Source organism: Neobacillus driksii (genome assembly GCF_013409995.1).
Classification (GTDB): domain Bacteria; phylum Bacillota; class Bacilli; order Bacillales; family Cytobacillaceae; genus Neobacillus; species Neobacillus driksii.
Genome location: NZ_JACCBX010000020.1, coordinates 20,469 through 40,052 on the forward strand (window position 1 = coordinate 20,469; position 19,584 = coordinate 40,052).

Here is a 19,584-nt window from a genome sequence, read left to right on the forward strand (position 1 = left end):
CTATCTCTCCTCAACTATTAATTATGAATCTAGTAATAGATTAAATTAATAGTTTTAAGGGAAAATAGGATTTTTGTAAAAATTCAGTAAATTAATGATAAGGAATTGTAAATAGGTCTTATCTCCAAGAGAAGAGTATTATGAAAAAATCATAATCCTAAATAACCAATAATAAGAAAATGACTACAACCTTCTTAATAAGGAAGTAGTCATATTTAATTACCTCTATTTTTCCGACAATGCTTTTAATGCCTTTGCTTTAAATCCGCATTGCTCCATGGCTTCAGCAAGCTCTTCTCTTAATTGAACTTCATCATAATCCACTAATTTTTTCCCCGCAACCACTTGCTTCCCAGCGATAAACACGTCTCTAACATTACCAGCATTAGCCGAGTACACTAGTGCAGAATAAGGATCAAAAATAGGAAACATATTGACTGAATCGGTTTCAACTAGGATGAAATCTGCTTGTTTCCCTGCCTCAATAGAGCCAATTTGCTTCTCCATACCTATAACTTTCGCTCCTCCGCATGTGGCTAACTTTACAATTTCTTCAGCTGGAAAGGCGCTGCGATCCTGTAAAAACGTTTTATGAAAATTGGCAAACAATCGCATTTGGCTGAATAAGTCCAAGGTATTCCCGCTGCTTGGCCCATCTGTTCCCAGCCCAACTGTTACACCAGCAGCTAATAAATCCCGAACACGGGCTACCCCTTTAGCAGATTTAGTATTAGCACCGATACAATGCGCAACCTTTACATCATACTTCTTCAACACCTCAATATCATGGTCTGACAAATGAATACAGTGGGCAGCAATTAGCCTTGGACTTAATACGCCAATCTCCTCTAAAAATTCAATCGGAGTTTGATTGTATTCTATACGATACTTTTCCATTTCAAAGTCCATTTCACTAACATGCATCATCCATGGCACATCGTACTTTCGAGACAAAGCGTCGGCCTGCTGGAGGACTTCCATTGTATTAGAATAGGGGGCATGTGGTGCTACTGAGGCTTGAATTCTACTATTCCCTTGCCATTTCGGTAGAAAACGTTGAGCATACTGTAAACCACCCATTGGCTCTGGCACATCAACGGTTACTGTGTCTATGACTGTTTCTGCTAAGATACTGCGGCTATGCATTTCTTCTGCAGCCTCTGCCAACTGTTGTTCAAAATAATACATATCAAAGAATGTCGTCACACCGGCAAGCTGCATTTCAGCAATGGCATATTTTGCGCTCGTGTATGCCAGCTGTTCATTCATACATTCATTTTCTAACGGAAATAAAAAGCGATGTAAACGGTCTGGATAGTCATCCCCTAATGAACGAAACGGAATCATGCCAATATGTGTATGTGTATTGACCATGCCAGGTAACAAAATTGCCCCTTTGGCATCAATGCATTGGTCATAGGTGATGTCCTTTGGCAGTGAATCCATCGCGCCAACATCTAAAATTTTCTCGCCATCCACCAATATATAGCCGTTCGGAAACTGCTCCATCTGTTCATTGATTGTTAATATCCAGGCATTTTTAAACACTATTTTCAAAGTTGTTCACCCTCAATTAGCGGGATCATCATTTGAGACCGCACATTCATCATCCCTTTGTCTGTAATTTTGATAACAGGTGAAACCGGCAGAGATAATGTCGAGAAGGACATAATTTCATTGCTGTTGCGGTAGCCTAACCTACTCATCGCTTGACGAACTTCCATTAATTGCGCACCTAGTTCTTGTATTGGTGCGTCACTGATAATACCGCCCACTGGCAATGGGCAAACTGCTTGAACATCCCCGCCTTGTACCACAACATAACCACCTTGCATATCCAATAATTGTTTTTGTGCAGCTATTATATCTTCCAAGCTTGTTCCCATTACCATCAAATTATGATGATCATGAGCCCATGTAGTGGCGACAGCTCCTTTTTCATATAGAGCTTTATCAACAAATCCGTAGGCAATGCCACCTGTTTTCCCATATCGTTCCATCACAACAATTAAGGCTAACCCGCTACTCTCCCAATCTAAAAATCCATCTGCGACCCTAACTTCTTGCTGTACATGTTCAGTAAACGTACCGACTTCCGAAATTTTAATTACGTTGACTACAGCCTTTTCAGAAACCTTCACCTTAAAACGTAAATCCTCTGCCGTTAATGCCCTGCAATTCAAAGAATGATAGAAGTGTTCTGGAAAATTAGGTTTCACAGCTGGATACTTGATTTCATCTCCTTGTGTATAGACTAATTTCCCATCCTTATAAACCGCCCCAATTTCAAAGCTTTCAACATCATTCAGCAAGAGAAAATCAGCTTTAAAGCCCGGAACAATCGCACCTCGGTCCTGAAATCCCATTCTTCTTGCAGGCGTATAAGTAGCGCAATAGATAGCCTGTTCTGCTGGCATTCCGGAGAAAATAGCCAATCGAACGTTGGCATCCAAATGTCCTTCCAACAGGTCGTCCGCCATCACATCATCCGTAATGATGGCCATATATTCATAGAAATCATTTTCAACAACAACGCTGATGTTTTCAGGGGTAATTGATTTCTTTTGAAATTCTAAAAACATTCCATTGGTGATTTTCTCATAAATGGATTCGGGCGATTGATGGGTATGATCAGCCGTTATACCTGCATATAAGAACTTTGATAATTCTAATCCTGACACCCGCGGAACATGCCCTTCTAAAGGCATAAGCGGCCTTTCCGCTTGAACTGCACCTAAAATCTGCCGAATCAAAGAATCGGGTTCATTAACAATGCCATTAAAGTTCATCGCTTCCCCTAGTGCCATTACTTTCGGATGCTTCAAGAGCTGTTTCACTTCTTCAACACCGATAAAACCGCCAATTGTTTCTAATTCTGGTGTCGTCGAAGGAACAGAGGAAGGGATCGCATAGAAAATATCCATGGCACTTGGCTGGGAAAAGAACGCCTCCAGCCCCTCCATACCAAACACATTCGCAATTTCATGGGCATCTGCGATAACCGTTGTTACTCCGTGGGTTAACACTGCTTCTGAAAAAATAGAAGGGGAAGTCATTGAACTTTCAATATGCATGTGAATATCCATTAAGCCAGGAATCAAATACTGATTTTTCGCGTCAACTACTTCCGCTGCCTGACAATCATCTATTTCGTCCGCCGTTATATAGTAAAATTTATCCTTAACAATAAATATATTTTTCTTTTCAAACCTTTTGGAAAAAGTATTAAAAACTTGAGCATTTACAATTGCTAGATCGACTTTCATTTATATTCCCCCGCCCTCTGATTCCTTTATAAAAGAGAAAAAGGCCAAGAATTATCCTTAGCCCTTCTCCTTACTATCGTTTCTATTTATTCAAAATTCGATTCCATTGATTAATCCAAGATTCAAGGTTTTTATTTACGAATAATGAATCCACTTTGTTTGTACGTTCTGCCACATCACCATACGTTTTATTTTTAGCCGTTTCTTCGTCTAGTACTACATTTTTATTAGTTGGAGCTTCATTTAGAGACACAGCTGTTTTTTCTTGAACTTCCTGGCTTAATCTCCAATCGATATACTTATAGGCCAAGTCCTTATTTTTAGAGTTTTTGTTGATGTTGATCGTGTTAAAGTTTGCATAGGTTCCAGATTCCGGAACAACATAGGCTACATCTGGATTGGATTCTGTAATAATCGGAACAGCAAAGTCACCGACAACAGCAGCTGCAATTTCTCCTGATTGGAACATGTTGGCTAAATCAGAAGATTTGCTATACGTTTTTACAACGTTTGGAGCTAAATCAGTGATTCCTTCAAATGCTGCTTTTCCATTATCCGTTGTAAGGTCAACAGTTTCGTGACCGCTTGCTACATATAGCATCGCTGGACCAAATGTAGTAGTAATGTCAGGAATTGAGATTTTCCCTTTTAAAGAAGAATCCCATAGATCATTCCATTCCTTAATTTCTTTACCTGCCGTCTGTTTATTATAGACAATCCCGATACTGTTCAGCGTGTAGGCTGGTCCAGAACCATCTGCAGCTAATTCTTTTGCACTATCGATTAAGTTGTCCATATTTGGAGCCTTTGAGCTGTCGATTTTTTCAAATAAATCTGCTGATACACCATCAGCCGCATTTGATTGCGACAATTCAATTACATCAACCGTTGAGTTTGGATTGCTTTTCAATTTTGTCAAACGCTCAGAGCTTGTACCAGTTTCTAACACAATGTCTACATTGTATTTTTCTTCGAATGGTTTGAAAACATCTTCTTGCATTTTATCTTCTTCCAAACCAAAAGTGGAGATGACCAATGTCTGTTTTTCCTTACTCGCATCTTTGTCGCCGCCGCCTCCGCATGCAGCCAGTATACCAGCAGATACTAAAGTTAAACTTACTAAACCTAATTTCTTTTTCATTTTGTTCTCCCCTTTTCTTGGATGTTTTAAACTATGATTAGTTTGTGAGATGGCATGGATAATGTAACTTCGTCTCCAACTTGATAGACCACATCATCTGTTTTATTTGCGAGTAATTTTCCAATAGGTGTTTCGACTTCATATTGGTAGGACTTGCCAAGGAACGTACGAACTTTTATAATCCCTGACACCATATTATTTTCAGTTTGTTTACTATTTCTTGTTATCTCGATATCATCCGGACGAATGGTTCCCGTATGCTTTCCTGGCTCCCAATCACGAGTACTATGGAAAACTGTTCCATCAATAGCTTTATAGTTCCATTCTTCTGTTGGTGTTAATTCAAAGAAGTTCTCAAACCCGATAAAACGGGCCACGAACTCCGTTTTTGGATTATTATAAATTTCTTCAGGTGTGTCGAACTGTTCGATTACGCCTTTATTCATAACAGCAACTCTGTCTGAAATCGAGAAACATTCCTCTTGATCATGCGTTACAAACACGGATGTAATGCCTAATTGCCTTTGGATCCGTTTAATTTCGATACGCATTGCCAAGCGTAATTTTGCATCTAAGTTGCTTAATGGTTCATCTAATAATAATAATTTTGGTTCGATGACTAAGGCGCGCGCTAAAGCTACACGTTGTCTCTGTCCGCCTGAAAGTTGTTTGGGATAGCGGTCCCCCAGCTCTTCTAAGCCTGTAATCGCTAAAATATCTTTTACCTTTTTTTCTATGGAATTCTTTTTTTCCTTGCGTAGTTTTAAGCCGAACGCCACATTTTCCTTAATCGTTAGATGTGGAAACAATGCATAGCTTTGGAATACCATTCCAAATTCACGTTTATGAACGGGCACCTTTGTTAGGTTTTGTGTGTCAACAAGAAACTCACCATCATTAGGCTCAATTAAGCCGGCAATAACACGTAAAGTGGTTGTTTTCCCGCAGCCTGATGGTCCTAACAAGGAAACCAATTCGCCCTTTTCAATTGATAGATTTAAATCTTTTAAAATATTGGCTTTGTTGTCATAACTCACACGAATATCTTTTAGTTCTACATAGGACATAATGCTGTTTTACCCCCTTCGATGTTAACATCCTGGTTGTTCCTATGAAATACTTGCTAACCCTAGCGTCTTCTCAATAACATACATAAGGACAATCGTACCAAGCATTAAAATAACTGATAAAGCAGATACAGATGGATCATAGTTGTATTCGATATAATTCATTAAGCTAGTTGGCAGCATTGTTACACCTGGTCCTGATAAGAACTGAGATACAGGTATATTGTTGAAGGAATTAATGAATGCCAACATGAAGGAAGCAAAAATTCCAGAAGTAATGTTCGGTAATACCACTTTTATAAAAGCTTGTAATTTTGTGCACCCTAACGTCCACGAAACTTCTTCAATTGAAAAATCAAGCTGTTCAATTGTTGAACCAACCACTCGGATAACGTAAGGCAGGCAAATCAAGAAATGACCTAAAAATAATCCTTGGATGATAGGAAATTGAAACTTAATGACTATAAATTGATACATAGCATATCCAACAACCAAGCCAGGTACAATGGTTGGAGAAAGGAAAAAACTCTTAATCCAATTTCGTCCAAACACCTTGTGACGTGCCAAAGAATAAGCAGCTGGAACACCAATAATTAATGCCAAGAGAGTCGCAAAAAATGCTACTTGCAGACTAAGAAAGAAGCTGTCCATAAATGCTTCATTGTCAAATACCTTACTATACCAATCAAGGGTAAAACCTTTAATCGGAAATTGAATAGTAGAGTTTGTTCCAAAAGAGGTCACTATGATAATGAACAAAGGAACTAACAAAAATGCAAAAACTAGGCCAGCAAAGATTTTTAAACCAATATTTTTACGCACTCGCCTCACCTCTTTTATCCATGCGTCCCGCAACCCAGCTGAATAACTTCATAACAATTAAAGTAGCCACAATCATAATCAAGGCAATGACACTTGCACCTTGCCAGTTTCCTAGTGCAGTTGCATTTTGATATAAAAAGGTAGCTAACATGATGTTTCGATTTCCGCCTAATAATTGCGGGGTTGTATAAGCAGTCAAACTTCCTGTGAACACTAAAATACTGCCAACAATAATCCCCGGTACACTTAATGGCAGGATAACCTTCACAAAGGCAATCAAGCGATTGGCACCTAACGTTTCTGCTGCTTCCATAATTTCAGAATCAATGTTCTCTAAAATTCCCACTAACGTAATCACCATTAATGGCAGGAAGAGATACACAGAGCCAATGACAATGGCGAATTCTGTATAAAGCATCGTAAGCGGCTTAGAAAGTAAGCCAATATTCATCAAAGCATTATTTAAAATACCGTCTTGTCCCAAGATTGTAATCCACGCAAAACTCCGCACAACCGAATTCGTTAACAACGGAAACAATGTGATCGACATTAATAGACCGCGCCATTTTTTCGGACTTTGGGAAATGTAATAGGCAGTCGGAACTCCTAACACTACACAAATCAGTGTTGCAATCAGTGAAATCTTTATCGTCCGCCAAAAAATACCAAAATTATACTCATCCAAGAAGAATGAAGTGTAATTTGAAAAGGTAAACCCTCCATTAAAGAATGTTGGGAAAATGGTTGAGATAAGAGGTAACACCAAAAATAAAATCAAGAGAATCAATCCTGGAGCCAAGATGAGATAAGGTACTCTTCGCTGCGTCATATCTGGCCTCACTTTCCAATATAAAAAAGTATTATTGATGGTGATTAGCACCATCCTGGATTCTGTTTTATTTATCTCTTACACCTTTACGATTATAAAGAATAAAAGACTATTTGGCAACCAAAAAAGCGAATATTATTTTTGGTTTATAAATTAATGTTCGTGAATTGATGAATAAATTTCATTTAACACCAATTTCCGATTACACATAATCCGTCTTCACGAATGTTTGCGCAAAAAAAAGACTGTGAATGATAGTCTCATCATTCACAGTCTTACGATCACTTTATTCCTCAACTGCTACTGTTTTCTTTCGTCTAACCAAAGCAGTAATCCCAATGCCCATTATTCCGAAAAGCCCAATTAACGAGCCTGCAAACAATGGTTTATTTTCATAAAACTTCACCAAAGCAGTCTTCTCGGCAATTTCAAACGGGATGACTGTAGTCGTTTTATTTCCTGCATCATCTACCGCAGTCACTGCCACTTCATACGAATTAATTTCTGAGAAAGTTGACGTAAAGACGGCAACACCATTCTCATCGGTTGCTTCATCAAAGTTATGCAGCTTGCCATTTACCAGAATGGATTTGATTGTATCGCTCGGATTATCAAGGCGAATCGCTGCTTTAACAGTTTCGAAGTATTGCTCATTCTGCTTAATTCCATCGTAAATGACCTTTGGAGCCTTTTTATCAATAATAAACTCGACACTTAATTGCTTAATATTACCTGCCTTATCCTTTACCTCAAAGAACAAGACATGCTTACCTTCAGAAGTAATTGGATCGCCAATTTTATATTCCTTGCCATCCAAGGTTAGGGCAATGATGTCATATTCGTTCAAATCCTCAATTAACAGATCAGGTATTAAATCCTTGTTAAAATACTTGTTCGAGACAGGTTCTTTGAATTTAATAACTGGTGATGTTTTATCAATCGTAAAGACAATTGTTCTCGTACTTACATTGTTTGCTAAATCTGTTACAGTTGCTTTGAAAACATAGTCTTTTTCCAACTCTAGCTTTGTTCCGTTTTTATAAGGAGCACCATTTAATGTTACAGAAGTTCTGTTAGGGTCTAAATGAATGTCAGAATACGAAACTATTGGTGTTAAGTTTTCATTAAAGAAGCCATCAAGAATCCCGGAAATTGATAATGTTGGTTTTGTCGTATCTACCGTAAAATGAATCTCCAATGTTGTTTCATTTCCTGCTTTATCTCGGGCCACGACATTAAAGTGATATTCCATTTCCTTCGATGCAGTCGGAGCCGTTCTGCCGGCATTCTCACCGTTTAATGTAACGGAAACGATTGTATCATCCTTTTGATCTAGAGCAAATTCCGGTGTAAAAATTTCGTTTATATATTCACCGTCTTTAATGACTCTCGTTTGCCCTTTAAATTTTGGAGTGATGACTGGTTTTGTCTTATCCATCGTGAAGCTCACTTGCTGCGTGAAGCTGTTTCCCGCTTTGTCTGTAGCTTCTACCAAGACATTGTAGACTCCCTCTTCACTAAAATTGTGACTAAGCGACGCCGTGTTATTGCTGACAGAGAAGCCGCCGGCATTATAACGGGCACCATCTCTTGTAACTGTTATTTTGTTAATATCTAGGTTTACGTCGCGAATGGTGACATTAACACGCTTATCCTCATTGTAATACGCATCTTGATTTACACCCGTAATTTCAATAGCTGGTCTTGTTTTATCAATCGTGAATGTCCTATTAACAGTGACAGGTCCATTGCCAGCCTTATCTGTCGATTTCACAAAGATTTCATACAACCCATCATTTGCAAAATTATGGGCAATGGAAGAAAGCTGTTTTTCATTTGTATGAAACGGACCCAAATCATATGGCTTATTATCTTTTGTTACCGCTAATTCAACTTTATTGGTTGAAAAATTCTTCTCATTAACAGAAATTGTTACGTTTTTGTTCGCTGGGTTAAAGGAGTGATCATCCACGCCCTCCACTTTTACAACTGGCTTTGTTGAATCAATAATAAAACTAATTGGTCCATGGACGCTTTTTCGCTTTGCCTTATCAGTTGATTCCAACGTCACGGTATAATTTCCTTCTTCTTTAAACGTGTAGCGTAGTGCACCTTCTGTTATATAGCTTAGAGCAATATCACCAATACTATAAGGCTCCCCATCTTTTAACACGACGAGTTTTGTATTGGATAGGTCGATGTTCGTATCTTTTACCCAAAATGATGCAGTCGTACTTTGGTAATTCTGATCATTCTCAATACCATCAGTTGCTAATAGCGGATTAATCGTATCAATGGTAAAGGTTACGGTTTTTTCATCTGCGGTGTTTCCAGCTGCGTCTTCTGCCATCACTTTGATGAAATACTCATAATCATCTTTAAAATTGTAGGTAAGACTGGATATTTCCGCAACGTTCCTCCACTCACCGATCCAAATACTTTTACTTTCATTGGTAACTGTATTTTTTTCTATTACCTCATACTGAACCATGTTGTTCGCAAAATTATGTTCATTCACATTGATTGATACATCTTTGCTCTCAGCGTCGTAAGATTGATCCTTCACAGTTGAGTTTGTTTTCAGATCAATAATATCGATTACCGGTTTTATCGTATCGACCGTAAATGATAACTTCGTGTCGGAGGCTTTGTTTCCAGCCTTGTCTTCTGCACTTACTGTAATCTGATAATCCCCATCTTCAGTAAATTTCAATGCAACCTTAGACTTTTCAGCTTTATTCACAAACGTTTCTTCTTTTAGACTATCATCTTTCTGAACTGTTACGGTGACATTGTTTGTGTCGTAGTAGTATTCGTCAACCACGATGACAACCTCACCGCCTTTAACAAAAGTACCTTCGTTAATACCAGTAATATCAATTTTTGGTGTAGTTCTATCGATAGTAAACTCTATCGTTTTAGAACTTACTTTTCCAAATCTGTCTTTTGCGGTTACTTTAAGTTGATAAATACCTTCTTCTTTGAAAGACAGATCCATTTCACCGTAATAAAGCCACTTTAGGTAATCATAGATGTTCCAGTTGCCAGGTTTGATTTCGGTGACCTGACTACCATTTGTTCTTGTCATTTCAAGGGTTGTTTTGTTTTTATCAAACGTGAAATCATTAACGGTCACAGTAACATCCACATTTTCACTATTGTAATGTGCCTGATGTTTAACACCTTTAAAATGAATATCAGGTTTACCCGTATCAATCGTAATTGTTTTCGTTAATACACTTTTATTTTTAGCTTTATCTGTAGATTCTACTGTTATTTCATAGACTCCATCTTCTTTAAATAAATGTTCCGTTGCAACGTTTTCTCCGTCTTGAACCAATGGATCAATCTTATACTCTTCTCCATTTTTCTTTACAGTTACATTGTAAAACTCATGATGCTTATCGGTTATCGCTATTTTTACTGTTTTCTCGCCATCAACCACTATTTCATCTTCTGCCATCACCGTACCATCAAGGGTAACCACTGCTTTTGGATGGGTATTATCAATTGTAAAAGAAACTGATTTTGCTGGTGCAGCTTTTCCTAGCCTATCGGTTGAAGTGAGGATAATCTTATATTTTCCTTCAGCTGTAAAGGTATGTTTTGCCTCCGCTTTTGATTCTGTTACGCTATTTAACTGAATTGATTCTGGATAGGCTGCTCCGTCTTTCTCAACTTTTAAACTAGTTTGATTTAAATCGAGGGTTAAATCCTCAACTGATATGGTTACTTCCTTTTTATTTTTATCGGAGTTGAAAAATTCCTCAGCATTAACCCCACTGATATCAAGTTTGGGCGCAGACTTATCGATAATAAACTTTATACTTTTAACTGCGGAATTCCCTGCTTTATCGGTGGCGCTTAATTCAAGTGTATAAACACCCTCCTCGGTGAAATGATGTTTTTTGTAGGCTTCTTCCCCCGAATAAGTTGTTACTTGGTTTCCTGCCGTTACTTTAAGTTCTGTTAGACTTTCATCGACATTCGCATCCGTGACACTAATTTCGGCTTCTTTTGATTCACGGTATTCACCTTGATCAGTAACACCATTAATGACAAGTGCTGGTGCTGTTTGATCAATTGTAAAACTTGTAATCCCTAACTGATGTCCAGGATCAATATTTTGCCGATCTTTTACTGTAACACTTACCTTGTAAGTCCCATCCTCCGTTAGGGAAAGGACAGCATTTTTACCTTTTCTCTCGAAATTTTTCACTTCTGTTGTCTTCTCGCCATTAATCGTTTTCTCAATTGTCGCACTTGCATCATAAATGAGAATGTCGCTTTCAACTTTTAGCTCAACTTGTTTATAAAAACCACTGTCATTTTTATCTTTTATCGTTAATCGTGGACCTTGTTTCACGATACCAAAGTTCACTTTTGCTGGATCACTTTTATTTCCTGCTCTATCAGCAGCAACAATCGTCACTTCATAGAACCCAGTATTATCAAGGGTAAGGAACGTTTCATTCTCATTCCATTCAGGTTCTTGTGCAGGTTCGTAGGCAATCCCATCTTTTAAAATTGAAATCGTATCCTTTCCAGGAATGAAATTGCTGTCGGTTACTTTTATACTCATCGAGACTGGCTTGTTCGTAAACTCTCCGTCTTTAAATCTTCCATTTTCGAACCAAGACGTAACATTCACTACAGGTTTAACAGCATCTCGATTTATGGAAAATGTATTCGTTGAAGCAGGGATATTCCATGAATTGTCTTCAGCAAATTCCACATTTACATGTAAGCTGCCCTCGGGACTATCAGGCTGTAATGGAATCGTAACCAAATACTCTCCTATAAAACCTAACTCCGAATCGTTTATTCCCTCAATTTTTGCTGTTGTGATTTCACTGCCTTGATATGCAGCTTTAACAGCAAACGGTTCTTCTACCTCCGTAATACCTTCACCCTGACTGCTATTCTCAAAGTCTTCCTTTAGATCTACCTTAAAGGTAATGCTGTCTTTATTTGTCATCCAGTCGGGCTGGTCCATTGACTCCATATCCCATTTGTCATCATTAAACACAATATATCGCTTTGCCCCATCCAGCGAAAATGCATTTGTGCTAAATACGAACACTGAAATAAGCAAAAGGCTAATCGTTAATGTCCAGATGACGTTCTTTTTACTTTTGTACCTTTTAGCTAACCTATCTGCCATTCTACTAAACTCCCCTTAGATGATCGTGGTGGAGTGAACAACGATCACATCTACTTCTTTTTTGAAAAAATCTTCTTCCTCTACTAATAATGAAGTTTCCTCTATATCCGCCGATAAAACTGTCGTTTCTTCAAGGTCAGCTGTTAACAAAGAGGTTTCTTCGATATATCCGTCACCAAGTAAGGCTGTTTCCTCAACCTCACTGCTCATAAGTTCCGTCTCTTGACTAGCTGCTGCCTCCCCGGCATACTGCTTTTTTAACATAATTTCTTTTGTCAGCCGCTGTTCATTTGATTCCTCCTGGACCTTTTTCTTTTTATGTAATCTTTTCCGAAGGCTAATACCTGTTAAATCCTCAACTACTTGCGCTATACCCATTTTGATGTAGAGAATAATCGAAATGATCAAGGTAATGATCGTACCGGCCATTCCCCCATAAAGCATAATCTGGTACTCCATTATCCTACCCCTTCCTACTTAATACCGAGGTTATCAAACCTCCTTACTAGCTTTTTAAAAGCTTCATCCTCTCCTGCTCCATTCAACGTTTTTACTTGTTCATAAACCTGTTGCGCACCTTGATAATTTCTGCTTCCATCGTCTTTACTTTGTTCGGTATCTAACAATAAATTACCGAGTTTAACATATGCATCAATACTTTCGGGATATTTTTTTATCGCATTTTGAAATTGCTCAACCGCTCGGGTTGGCTCACCCATTTCTTGATAGATGACACCTATTTTCACGACTATTTCTTCTTCATTACTCGCATTTAAATCCAAAAGGTTCTGATAATGCTGTATGGCATTCTCGTAATCCTGTTTTGCACTTTCTTTATCTTTTGAATTAACACCTCTACTGTAGAAAGCCTGTGCTAATTTTTGCTCAAAATCCAATTCATACTTGATTAATAAGTTCTCATTTTCGACTAAACGGAGAACTTCATAGGCTTTTTCAACAATTTCAATTGCTTTTGTATTGGCATCAGAAATTTGTCCTTTATACGAGATATAGATATTCGCTAAGGAATTATAGTTATCCACTTTCTTACGTTCATTTGGCAGCTGGTCATTGAACTTTTCAAACTCAAGCAGACTTTCGGAGAACTTTTTATAGTCAATATTCATCGAAATCATCGTTGTCGCTAATGCCTCATAATACTGTGCATCAGGAATTACTTCGGGATCGACTTGATTAAAATGCTTTAACGCCTCCGAGTAGTTACGTTTGATATCAAAATAGGTCATCCCCATTTTAAAGCGGACTTCATCATTTTCATGGATATCTCCGTACTCATCCTCGATATAGGCCTCTATCTTTGCTAATCCCGTATCGGTCTCATTTCGATTGCTATATAAATCTAGTAAATTGATATATGCTTCTGCCCGGGATTTGTCAACTGTCGTAATCGCTTTTTCTAACATTTCAATTGCTTTCTTATCCTCGCCATCCATCAAATATACCGAGCTATCATTAACCAAACTCATATAATCCTGGAACTGCGTATTTTTCACACCTTTATAGCCAAACACTGTTGTTGTCATAAAGGCAAGACACAAGACGACTGGTACTAGAAAGATTGAGAGCTTCTTGCGCAGCTTATTTTTATACCCGTCTGTCAGCTTGTTAATATTCTCAAGGTCATAGGATAGCTCACTGCAGCTTTGATAGCGGTTGGCTGGTTCCGACTGTGTCGCCTTACTAATAATATGCTCAAGGCCTTCAGGCAGGGTTGGGTCCCAATGACGGATTGGCTTAAGCTCAAATGGCGGTTCATTTAGACTCTTACCGGTGACAAGATGATACAAGGTGACTCCTAAGCTATAGATATCCGTACGCGCGTCCGTCTGTTTGCCTGACATTTGCTCGGGTGCGGCATAGGATTTCGTTCCTAAATTGGTCGTATCCGTAGAACTCTCGGTCTTGAATTCCCTTGCGATTCCAAAATCAATCAGCTTAATTTTCCCTTCAGGGGTAAGCATAATATTATCTGGCTTCATATCCCGATAAATAATCGGATAGGGCTTCCTCGTATGTAAGTACTCTAAAACTTCACTTAACTGCCTAGCCCAATCAATTACCTGATTCGCTGAAATCGTCTTTTCACGCTTCAGTTTCTCTTTTAAAGACTCGCCCTCGATATAGTCCATGACGACATAGATATCGCCTTCAGATTCGATAATATCGTAGATTTTTGGCAGCGCTCCATGATCGAGAACTTTGAGCATATTGGCTTCGACAATCAAGCTGTTGATTAGAAGTTCGTTATTACTAGACGCGCGTTTCCGTATATCTTTTACGACTAAGGATTTATTCAGCCTGTTATCCATCGCGAGATAAACGATGCTCATACCGCCGCGGCCAATTTCCTTTAATATTTCATATCTTTCATCGATTACTGATCCAATTTCTATCAAGTAAAACGCCCCCGCTGCTTACAAAACTTTTGCTGCTACAACCGAAATATTATCTACTTCTTTCCTTGCCTTTACTAACTCAACTAATTGAACAACTTTACCCTGTAATTGCTGATTGTTCTTTATCGTTTCTGGTTTGAGATTCAGCGCTAACTCTTCCTCCGTGATTTGATGGTAAAATCCATCCGAACATAACATAAACACCGTGTTTGGTTGAACATCACCCTTTGAAAAATCAACCTCAATCTCCTTTGTAGCACCTACACATTGCAGCAGCACATTTCGGCGCGGGTCGTATTTAGCCTGCTCTTCCGTTATATTCCCACGGGCCACTTCCCTGGCTACTAACGTTTGATCCTTTGTTAGTTGGTTTAAAGAGTCAGAAATCCTGTAGGCACGGCTATCCCCGATTTGTGCAATATAATATTTTTGGTGGACGATTAACAAGGCTGTCAAGGTTGTCCCCAATTTCACTTTTCTTGTTTCGCCGAAGTTGAGTATTTTCTCGTTCAATTGTTTAATGCACTTTTCTAATTCCCAAAAGATCTCTTCCTCGATGTGCGCTGAGTGCGAGAGTCTTGGCATTTCTGCATCGAACCACTCTGCCATTCCTCTAATTACCGTCGCACTTGCCAGTTCCCCGTGCGACAAGCCGCCCATCCCATCACAAACGATGAAAAGGCCGACTGAACCTTTCAGAGTGTTAGCTGTCTTTAGCAATAAGGCATCTTGATTTGTCTTCTTTTTGATACCTACATCCGTATGGTGCGCTGTTAAGAATGCCATTGGCTAACCCCCATTTTTAAAATAACTTGAAAACAAACTCCTGATTAGCAAGTTTAATACGGTCTTCGTGTTTAATCTTAGTCCTTTCATTTGGGGACAGTTTGACTCCGTTAAGATAGCTTCCATTTTTTGAATGTTTATCAATTAAAAAATATTCTCCATCAGAGGTAACCAATTCTGCGTGGATCCGTCCAACCACTTTATTGTTCGAAGCATAATCAGCTTGTTCAGGGTCTCTTCCTATTTTAAAAACATCTTTCGTTACGACGATTTTAGCACCGGTTTCCACCTCTAAAAGGAATGGCTTTGGCAAACGCCCATTGTCTATCCCTAATGCTGTGGTACCTTCTTCATACTCGTCCAGTTCATTACATGTCCCTAAAACTGGCGTCCCCTCATCCGCGAGTGCCAATGCACGCGTGATTAATCCTGGACTGTAAAAGTTGGAGTGCTTTTCCGTAACAGCGTCGTTTTTCTCTCCGCATCCGCCTGAAAACTCAGTCAGTTTTTCTTTAAACTCTTGCAGATGGAATACCCGTGGACTCGCTAGGTAATTATGAAGCTTGATAAAAAACTGTAAATCGTCATTTTCATCATAGGATGTAGAAGCGATTAATTCTTTAAAAAATCCATTCATTGATACCTTTTCAAAGACATTATCTTTTATGGGAAGGCACATAAATACTAATCTATTTGAAAAGTGATCAAGAAAAATATGTTTCTTGTCTAGCAAAATGTTTTCGAAATCTACACCGCTTTTCACTAACTCCGTCAAACTGTCGACAATGTTTACTAAATGAGTTATCAACTGTTCTTTCGTAAGCGTCCCTGAAAAAAGCTTCTCCAAATCAGTTTTCATCCTAATCCTCTCCATCTCTAGGGTTTCAACACTAACCTTTATTCCTAGCTCCCAAAAGGGTGTTGTTCCTAGCTCTCCTCTAAAAAGAGAGTTAGGAACAATACAACCTGCAGGCTTATTTAAATGCACTCGCGTTGCTGTTGATTGCGGATTCTGTTGAGTTATAGGCATTTACAGTTTGATCTAGAAATTTTGCATAGCTGTCAACAATTTCACGGAAGTTATCAAACTTTGGTGTAAGTGCATTGAAATTATTTCGAATCGTATTTGATGCATCACTATTCCACGAATTAGCTAATGCATTCATTTCTCTCTTCATCTCATCCAATCTGCCTGTTAATTGTTGGTTTAAATTACGGATTTGATTGGCTGTACTGCTAACCTCATTTAGAGATATTTTGATTCCTTCTACTGCCATGGTTTCCACCTCACATTCACATTAAGACTCTATTAGTTAGTTAGTTAGTTAGTTAGTTAGTTAGTTAGTTAGTTAGTTAGTTAGTTAGTTAGTTAGTTAGTTAGTTAAACGTCTCGCTCCATTAATGACCTCATTTTGAGTGTCACGATAAGTGCGAGCACTTACTTTCAAGAATTCAGAGTATTGTTTCATTAAGTTAGTCATCTGATTGAAATCATCCATAAATCCTTTAATCTGATTAACATAAGCCAAGTTATCAGTACCCTGCCAAGCAGCCTGCATCCCTTCAACCTCGCTGAAAAGAGCTTTATAAATTCGTTCATAATCAGCTGATTGCTGGTCAATCTTTGCTGCAGCAGTGTCTAGCTTTGCTGGATCAACTGTGATTGTTCTTGCCATTTTTCTCACCTCCTTTAAAGTGCGATCCATGCTGGATCGATTAGATTTTCCTTAATTCATACGACACTTTACGATACTTATTCGCAGCCTGCTGCAGGCTTTGTGCACTCTTCATTGAGCCAATTCCTTTAAACTCTCGGCCAATATCATGTGATATCTCCTCTAACTCTCTAGCAATCTCATTTATTTCTGCAATAATACTACTAACCTTACTTTGAACATGTTTATCCATTTGTTTCCCCCGAATCACTACTATTGGATTGACCGTGCTTTATTCACTAAAATGGACTCTGTTCTTTCTAGCAGATTTCTTACTGTAATTAAGTAGGTAATATTTTGGTTTAATCCGGTGTTAAACGTTGTTAGAATATCTGCTTTCAACACGTTGTCCAGCCCGAAGAGTCCTGCTTCTAAATACAAATCATCTATTCTATTATTCAAAGCACTCGTCTTTCGCTTTATCGCTTCCAGTCTATCTGCATAATAGGACAATCTATGTAAATCCACCTTAAGATATGGTTCGAAAGCGAAGCTGGTCCCTAAAAAGGCACTGACTTTCCTGTTGAGATGCCGTTTCGCCGATTTTTTTACTGAACTGAAGAAACTTTTTAGATCATTGATTACCTTAGTGGTGACATTCTTCAATCCAGAGATGAACGCTACACAGCCATCAATCACAAGTTTCGCTGCCGTCTCCATGCCTTTCCAAGTAGCATGAATAACCGTTAATGCTGTGTTTGTTATAGTTAAAGCTACCTTATAGGCTTCTCTTACTCCATTTACGGCATAAACAATTGCATACTTAATTACCTCTGGATTAATATCATTAGGTGAATGTATTGATCCTTTTTGGGACTTTTCAAACGAGCCATTGAAGAAGTCTACACTCGTTTCATAATGTGGATAAAATGGATCATCATAGTCATCTTTATTAATCGCAACTGTCTTATCCACATAAGGTGCAAACCCTAGATCATGTACAAAGTCACCTTCATAAGCAATAAAATCAAATTTATTACTTTTTAATGCTTCTTGTTGTTCCTCGGTTAAACTTGGCCAAAATAATGGAGCACCGTTAACCACATAGCCACTAGGGTTATCAGCTAAGTTATTTACAAAAACATATGAAGCTAAATTGCCACCCTTTGAATGACCAACTATTAACTTTTCTCCCGTTGCACCCTTTACAAATTCATCATAGAAGTGATTAGCTTCCTTTTGTTGCTGAATTTCATTTCCAATTCCCGCAGATCCATTTGATACCCAATCTGTTTTAAAATGGTCCCAATTTGTAGGATCTTCACTACCGCGATAAACCGCTGCTGCACTACCTATTTTGTCAACCCATGCATAGCCAACAAAGCCTGATTCCGACTCGCCACCCATAGTTGGATTGTTGTTCTGATACCCCTGGAGCCTAACCTCAACCAAACTGGAGTTTTTGTATGTATCAGAAGTAAAATACTCCTCAAGCTTGATTCTTCTTGCCTCACCGCCATTGTTAGGAGTTCGCATTGCTTCTTCCCATATTTCCTTAACAGTCAAGCCTGTTAAATCTCCTGGTAAGTCAAAATAAGATATCTGGAGAAGAACATTTTTCTCTTCATCATTTAAGTTAGAAAGTGACATGGAATCACTCCTTAAACTCTTTATAATATTCTTCTATTTGACTTGCATCAGATATCGCAAATCGTTTATCAACCATGATTGTTGCGTAAACTTTTGCATCCAAATTTGACCAAGGTGTATTGTTAACACTTGAGGTTCGAATATAATCGGAAATATCCGCACTGCTGTCAACAAACCCTATTGAAACACGGCTTGATTTCACATCCATTTGTTTAAGCACCTGTAACAGCTGATAAATCGGTTCATTATAGGCAGTTACATTTGGTTTCCCTGCACTTTTAATGGCTGCCTTTAATTCAATACTTACATCATTATTTACATTTGCTAAATAATCATCGACTGACATATCCTTCATGGAGCTATCGTATTTTCCATCCTCGACAAATAGTAAAACTCTATATTCAGCGTCCTCAGGCAGAAGTTTGCTAATTTCAGGTTTTAACCTTTTTGTCAGTTCATCTGACCATTTAGACAACACATAGTTATCGTAATATTCCCCTTCATGGTCTCTATCTTCACCTGCTAAAAAGACATGCTCAGGCTTACCCTTCGGATGAACAATTACTTTATCGGCACCGTACATATTTTTAAAAATGGTGCTTCCTTCCTTAAAGGTTTCCACTTCAAAGGTTTCATTATAGGTCCCTTCTAAATATTTCAGTATCGCGTTCTCTGAAGATTTCTTATTCATACAGCCTGTCACTCCTATTAATAAAACAAATGGAAGAAGGATGAATCGTACCTTCTTTGTAATTTTCATTGCGCACCTTCCCTTAGCGGAAATTTT

At 38.4% G+C, this 19,584-nt stretch carries 16 protein-coding genes; all 16 read right to left on the reverse strand.

The window, feature by feature from the left end; all coding sequences use genetic code 11:
- Positions 1 to 225: 225 nt before the first annotated feature.
- The 16 genes from F4694_RS29400 to F4694_RS29475 all read right to left on the reverse strand — a co-directional run bounded on the left by F4694_RS29400 (position 226) and on the right by F4694_RS29475 (position 19,557).
- Positions 226 to 1,548 carry an amidohydrolase gene (locus F4694_RS29400; RefSeq protein ID WP_308806897.1) on the reverse strand — a complete coding sequence of 441 codons (1,323 nt, stop codon included), beginning with the start codon at positions 1,546 to 1,548 and terminating at the stop codon, positions 226 to 228.
- A gap of 5 nt (positions 1,549 to 1,553) precedes the next feature.
- On the reverse strand, positions 1,554 to 3,266 hold the full coding sequence (locus F4694_RS29405) for an adenine deaminase C-terminal domain-containing protein (protein WP_179603467.1): 1,713 nt from the start codon (positions 3,264 to 3,266) through the stop codon (positions 1,554 to 1,556).
- 82 nt (positions 3,267 to 3,348) lie between these two features.
- Positions 3,349 to 4,407, reverse strand: coding sequence for an ABC transporter substrate-binding protein (locus tag F4694_RS29410; RefSeq protein WP_179603468.1), 1,059 nt, complete (start codon positions 4,405 to 4,407; stop codon positions 3,349 to 3,351).
- 26 nt (positions 4,408 to 4,433) lie between these two features.
- Entirely contained in the window at positions 4,434 to 5,474 is a 1,041-nt protein-coding gene (locus F4694_RS29415; protein ID WP_179603469.1) for an ABC transporter ATP-binding protein, read from the reverse strand.
- Positions 5,475 to 5,516: 42 nt separating this feature from the next.
- Positions 5,517 to 6,296 (reverse strand): ABC transporter permease, encoded by a 780-nt coding sequence (locus tag F4694_RS29420; protein WP_179603470.1) that lies wholly within the window; start codon positions 6,294 to 6,296, stop codon positions 5,517 to 5,519.
- Complete coding sequence (locus F4694_RS29425) at positions 6,289 to 7,125, reverse strand: ABC transporter permease (RefSeq protein ID WP_179603471.1); 837 nt, start codon at positions 7,123 to 7,125, stop codon at positions 6,289 to 6,291. The genes F4694_RS29420 and F4694_RS29425 overlap by 8 nt, the downstream gene beginning before the upstream one ends.
- Before the next feature lie 286 nt (positions 7,126 to 7,411).
- Positions 7,412 to 12,289: an Ig-like domain-containing protein gene (locus F4694_RS29430; RefSeq protein ID WP_179603472.1), complete on the reverse strand. Its 4,878-nt coding sequence runs from the start codon at positions 12,287 to 12,289 to the stop codon at positions 7,412 to 7,414.
- Positions 12,290 to 12,304: 15 nt separating this feature from the next.
- Positions 12,305 to 12,748, reverse strand: coding sequence for a hypothetical protein (locus F4694_RS29435; protein WP_179603473.1), 444 nt, complete (start codon positions 12,746 to 12,748; stop codon positions 12,305 to 12,307).
- A 14-nt stretch (positions 12,749 to 12,762) separates the two neighbouring features.
- Entirely contained in the window at positions 12,763 to 14,706 is a 1,944-nt protein-coding gene (locus F4694_RS29440) for a serine/threonine-protein kinase (RefSeq protein WP_179603474.1), read from the reverse strand.
- Positions 14,707 to 14,724: 18 nt separating this feature from the next.
- Positions 14,725 to 15,492 carry a PP2C family protein-serine/threonine phosphatase gene (locus F4694_RS29445; protein WP_179603475.1) on the reverse strand — a complete coding sequence of 256 codons (768 nt, stop codon included), beginning with the start codon at positions 15,490 to 15,492 and terminating at the stop codon, positions 14,725 to 14,727.
- Positions 15,493 to 15,508: 16 nt separating this feature from the next.
- The gene (locus F4694_RS29450) at positions 15,509 to 16,351 is read right to left on the reverse strand and encodes an FHA domain-containing protein (protein WP_179603476.1); all 843 of its coding nucleotides are present in this window, start codon (positions 16,349 to 16,351) and stop codon (positions 15,509 to 15,511) included.
- Positions 16,352 to 16,466: 115 nt separating this feature from the next.
- Positions 16,467 to 16,769 (reverse strand): pore-forming ESAT-6 family protein, encoded by a 303-nt coding sequence (locus F4694_RS29455; protein WP_179160617.1) that lies wholly within the window; start codon positions 16,767 to 16,769, stop codon positions 16,467 to 16,469.
- Positions 16,770 to 16,865: 96 nt separating this feature from the next.
- Complete coding sequence (locus F4694_RS29460) at positions 16,866 to 17,168, reverse strand: WXG100 family type VII secretion target (RefSeq protein ID WP_179603477.1); 303 nt, start codon at positions 17,166 to 17,168, stop codon at positions 16,866 to 16,868.
- A 40-nt stretch (positions 17,169 to 17,208) separates the two neighbouring features.
- Positions 17,209 to 17,400, reverse strand: a complete 192-nt coding sequence (locus F4694_RS29465; RefSeq protein WP_179603478.1) for a hypothetical protein — start codon at positions 17,398 to 17,400, stop codon at positions 17,209 to 17,211.
- Positions 17,401 to 17,420: 20 nt separating this feature from the next.
- A complete protein-coding gene (locus F4694_RS29470; protein WP_179603479.1) occupies positions 17,421 to 18,797 on the reverse strand; it encodes an Mbeg1-like protein in 1,377 nt (458 codons plus the stop codon).
- Positions 18,798 to 18,801: 4 nt separating this feature from the next.
- Entirely contained in the window at positions 18,802 to 19,557 is a 756-nt protein-coding gene (locus F4694_RS29475; RefSeq protein ID WP_179603480.1) for a hypothetical protein, read from the reverse strand.
- Positions 19,558 to 19,584: the final 27 nt, after the last annotated feature.

Excerpts from the sequence above, each read along its gene's own strand:
- F4694_RS29465 (WP_179603478.1), bottom strand. The coding sequence starts at position 17,400 with ATGGATAAACATGTTCAAAGTAAGGTTAGTAGTATTATTGCAGAAATA.
- F4694_RS29450 (WP_179603476.1), bottom strand. The coding sequence starts at position 16,351 with ATGAAAACTGATTTGGAGAAGCTTTTTTCAGGGACGCTTACGAAAGAA.
- F4694_RS29415 (WP_179603469.1), bottom strand. The coding sequence starts at position 5,474 with ATGTCCTATGTAGAACTAAAAGATATTCGTGTGAGTTATGACAACAAA.
- F4694_RS29475 (WP_179603480.1), bottom strand. The coding sequence starts at position 19,557 with ATGAAAATTACAAAGAAGGTACGATTCATCCTTCTTCCATTTGTTTTA.
- F4694_RS29410 (WP_179603468.1), bottom strand. The coding sequence starts at position 4,407 with ATGAAAAAGAAATTAGGTTTAGTAAGTTTAACTTTAGTATCTGCTGGT.
- F4694_RS29455 (WP_179160617.1), bottom strand. The coding sequence starts at position 16,769 with ATGGCAGTAGAAGGAATCAAAATATCTCTAAATGAGGTTAGCAGTACA.
- F4694_RS29430 (WP_179603472.1), bottom strand. The coding sequence starts at position 12,289 with ATGGCAGATAGGTTAGCTAAAAGGTACAAAAGTAAAAAGAACGTCATC.
- F4694_RS29435 (WP_179603473.1), bottom strand. The coding sequence starts at position 12,748 with ATGGAGTACCAGATTATGCTTTATGGGGGAATGGCCGGTACGATCATT.
- F4694_RS29425 (WP_179603471.1), bottom strand. The coding sequence starts at position 7,125 with ATGACGCAGCGAAGAGTACCTTATCTCATCTTGGCTCCAGGATTGATT.
- F4694_RS29405 (WP_179603467.1), bottom strand. The coding sequence starts at position 3,266 with ATGAAAGTCGATCTAGCAATTGTAAATGCTCAAGTTTTTAATACTTTT.
- F4694_RS29470 (WP_179603479.1), bottom strand. The coding sequence starts at position 18,797 with ATGTCACTTTCTAACTTAAATGATGAAGAGAAAAATGTTCTTCTCCAG.
- F4694_RS29460 (WP_179603477.1), bottom strand. The coding sequence starts at position 17,168 with ATGGCAAGAACAATCACAGTTGATCCAGCAAAGCTAGACACTGCTGCA.
- F4694_RS29445 (WP_179603475.1), bottom strand. The coding sequence starts at position 15,492 with ATGGCATTCTTAACAGCGCACCATACGGATGTAGGTATCAAAAAGAAG.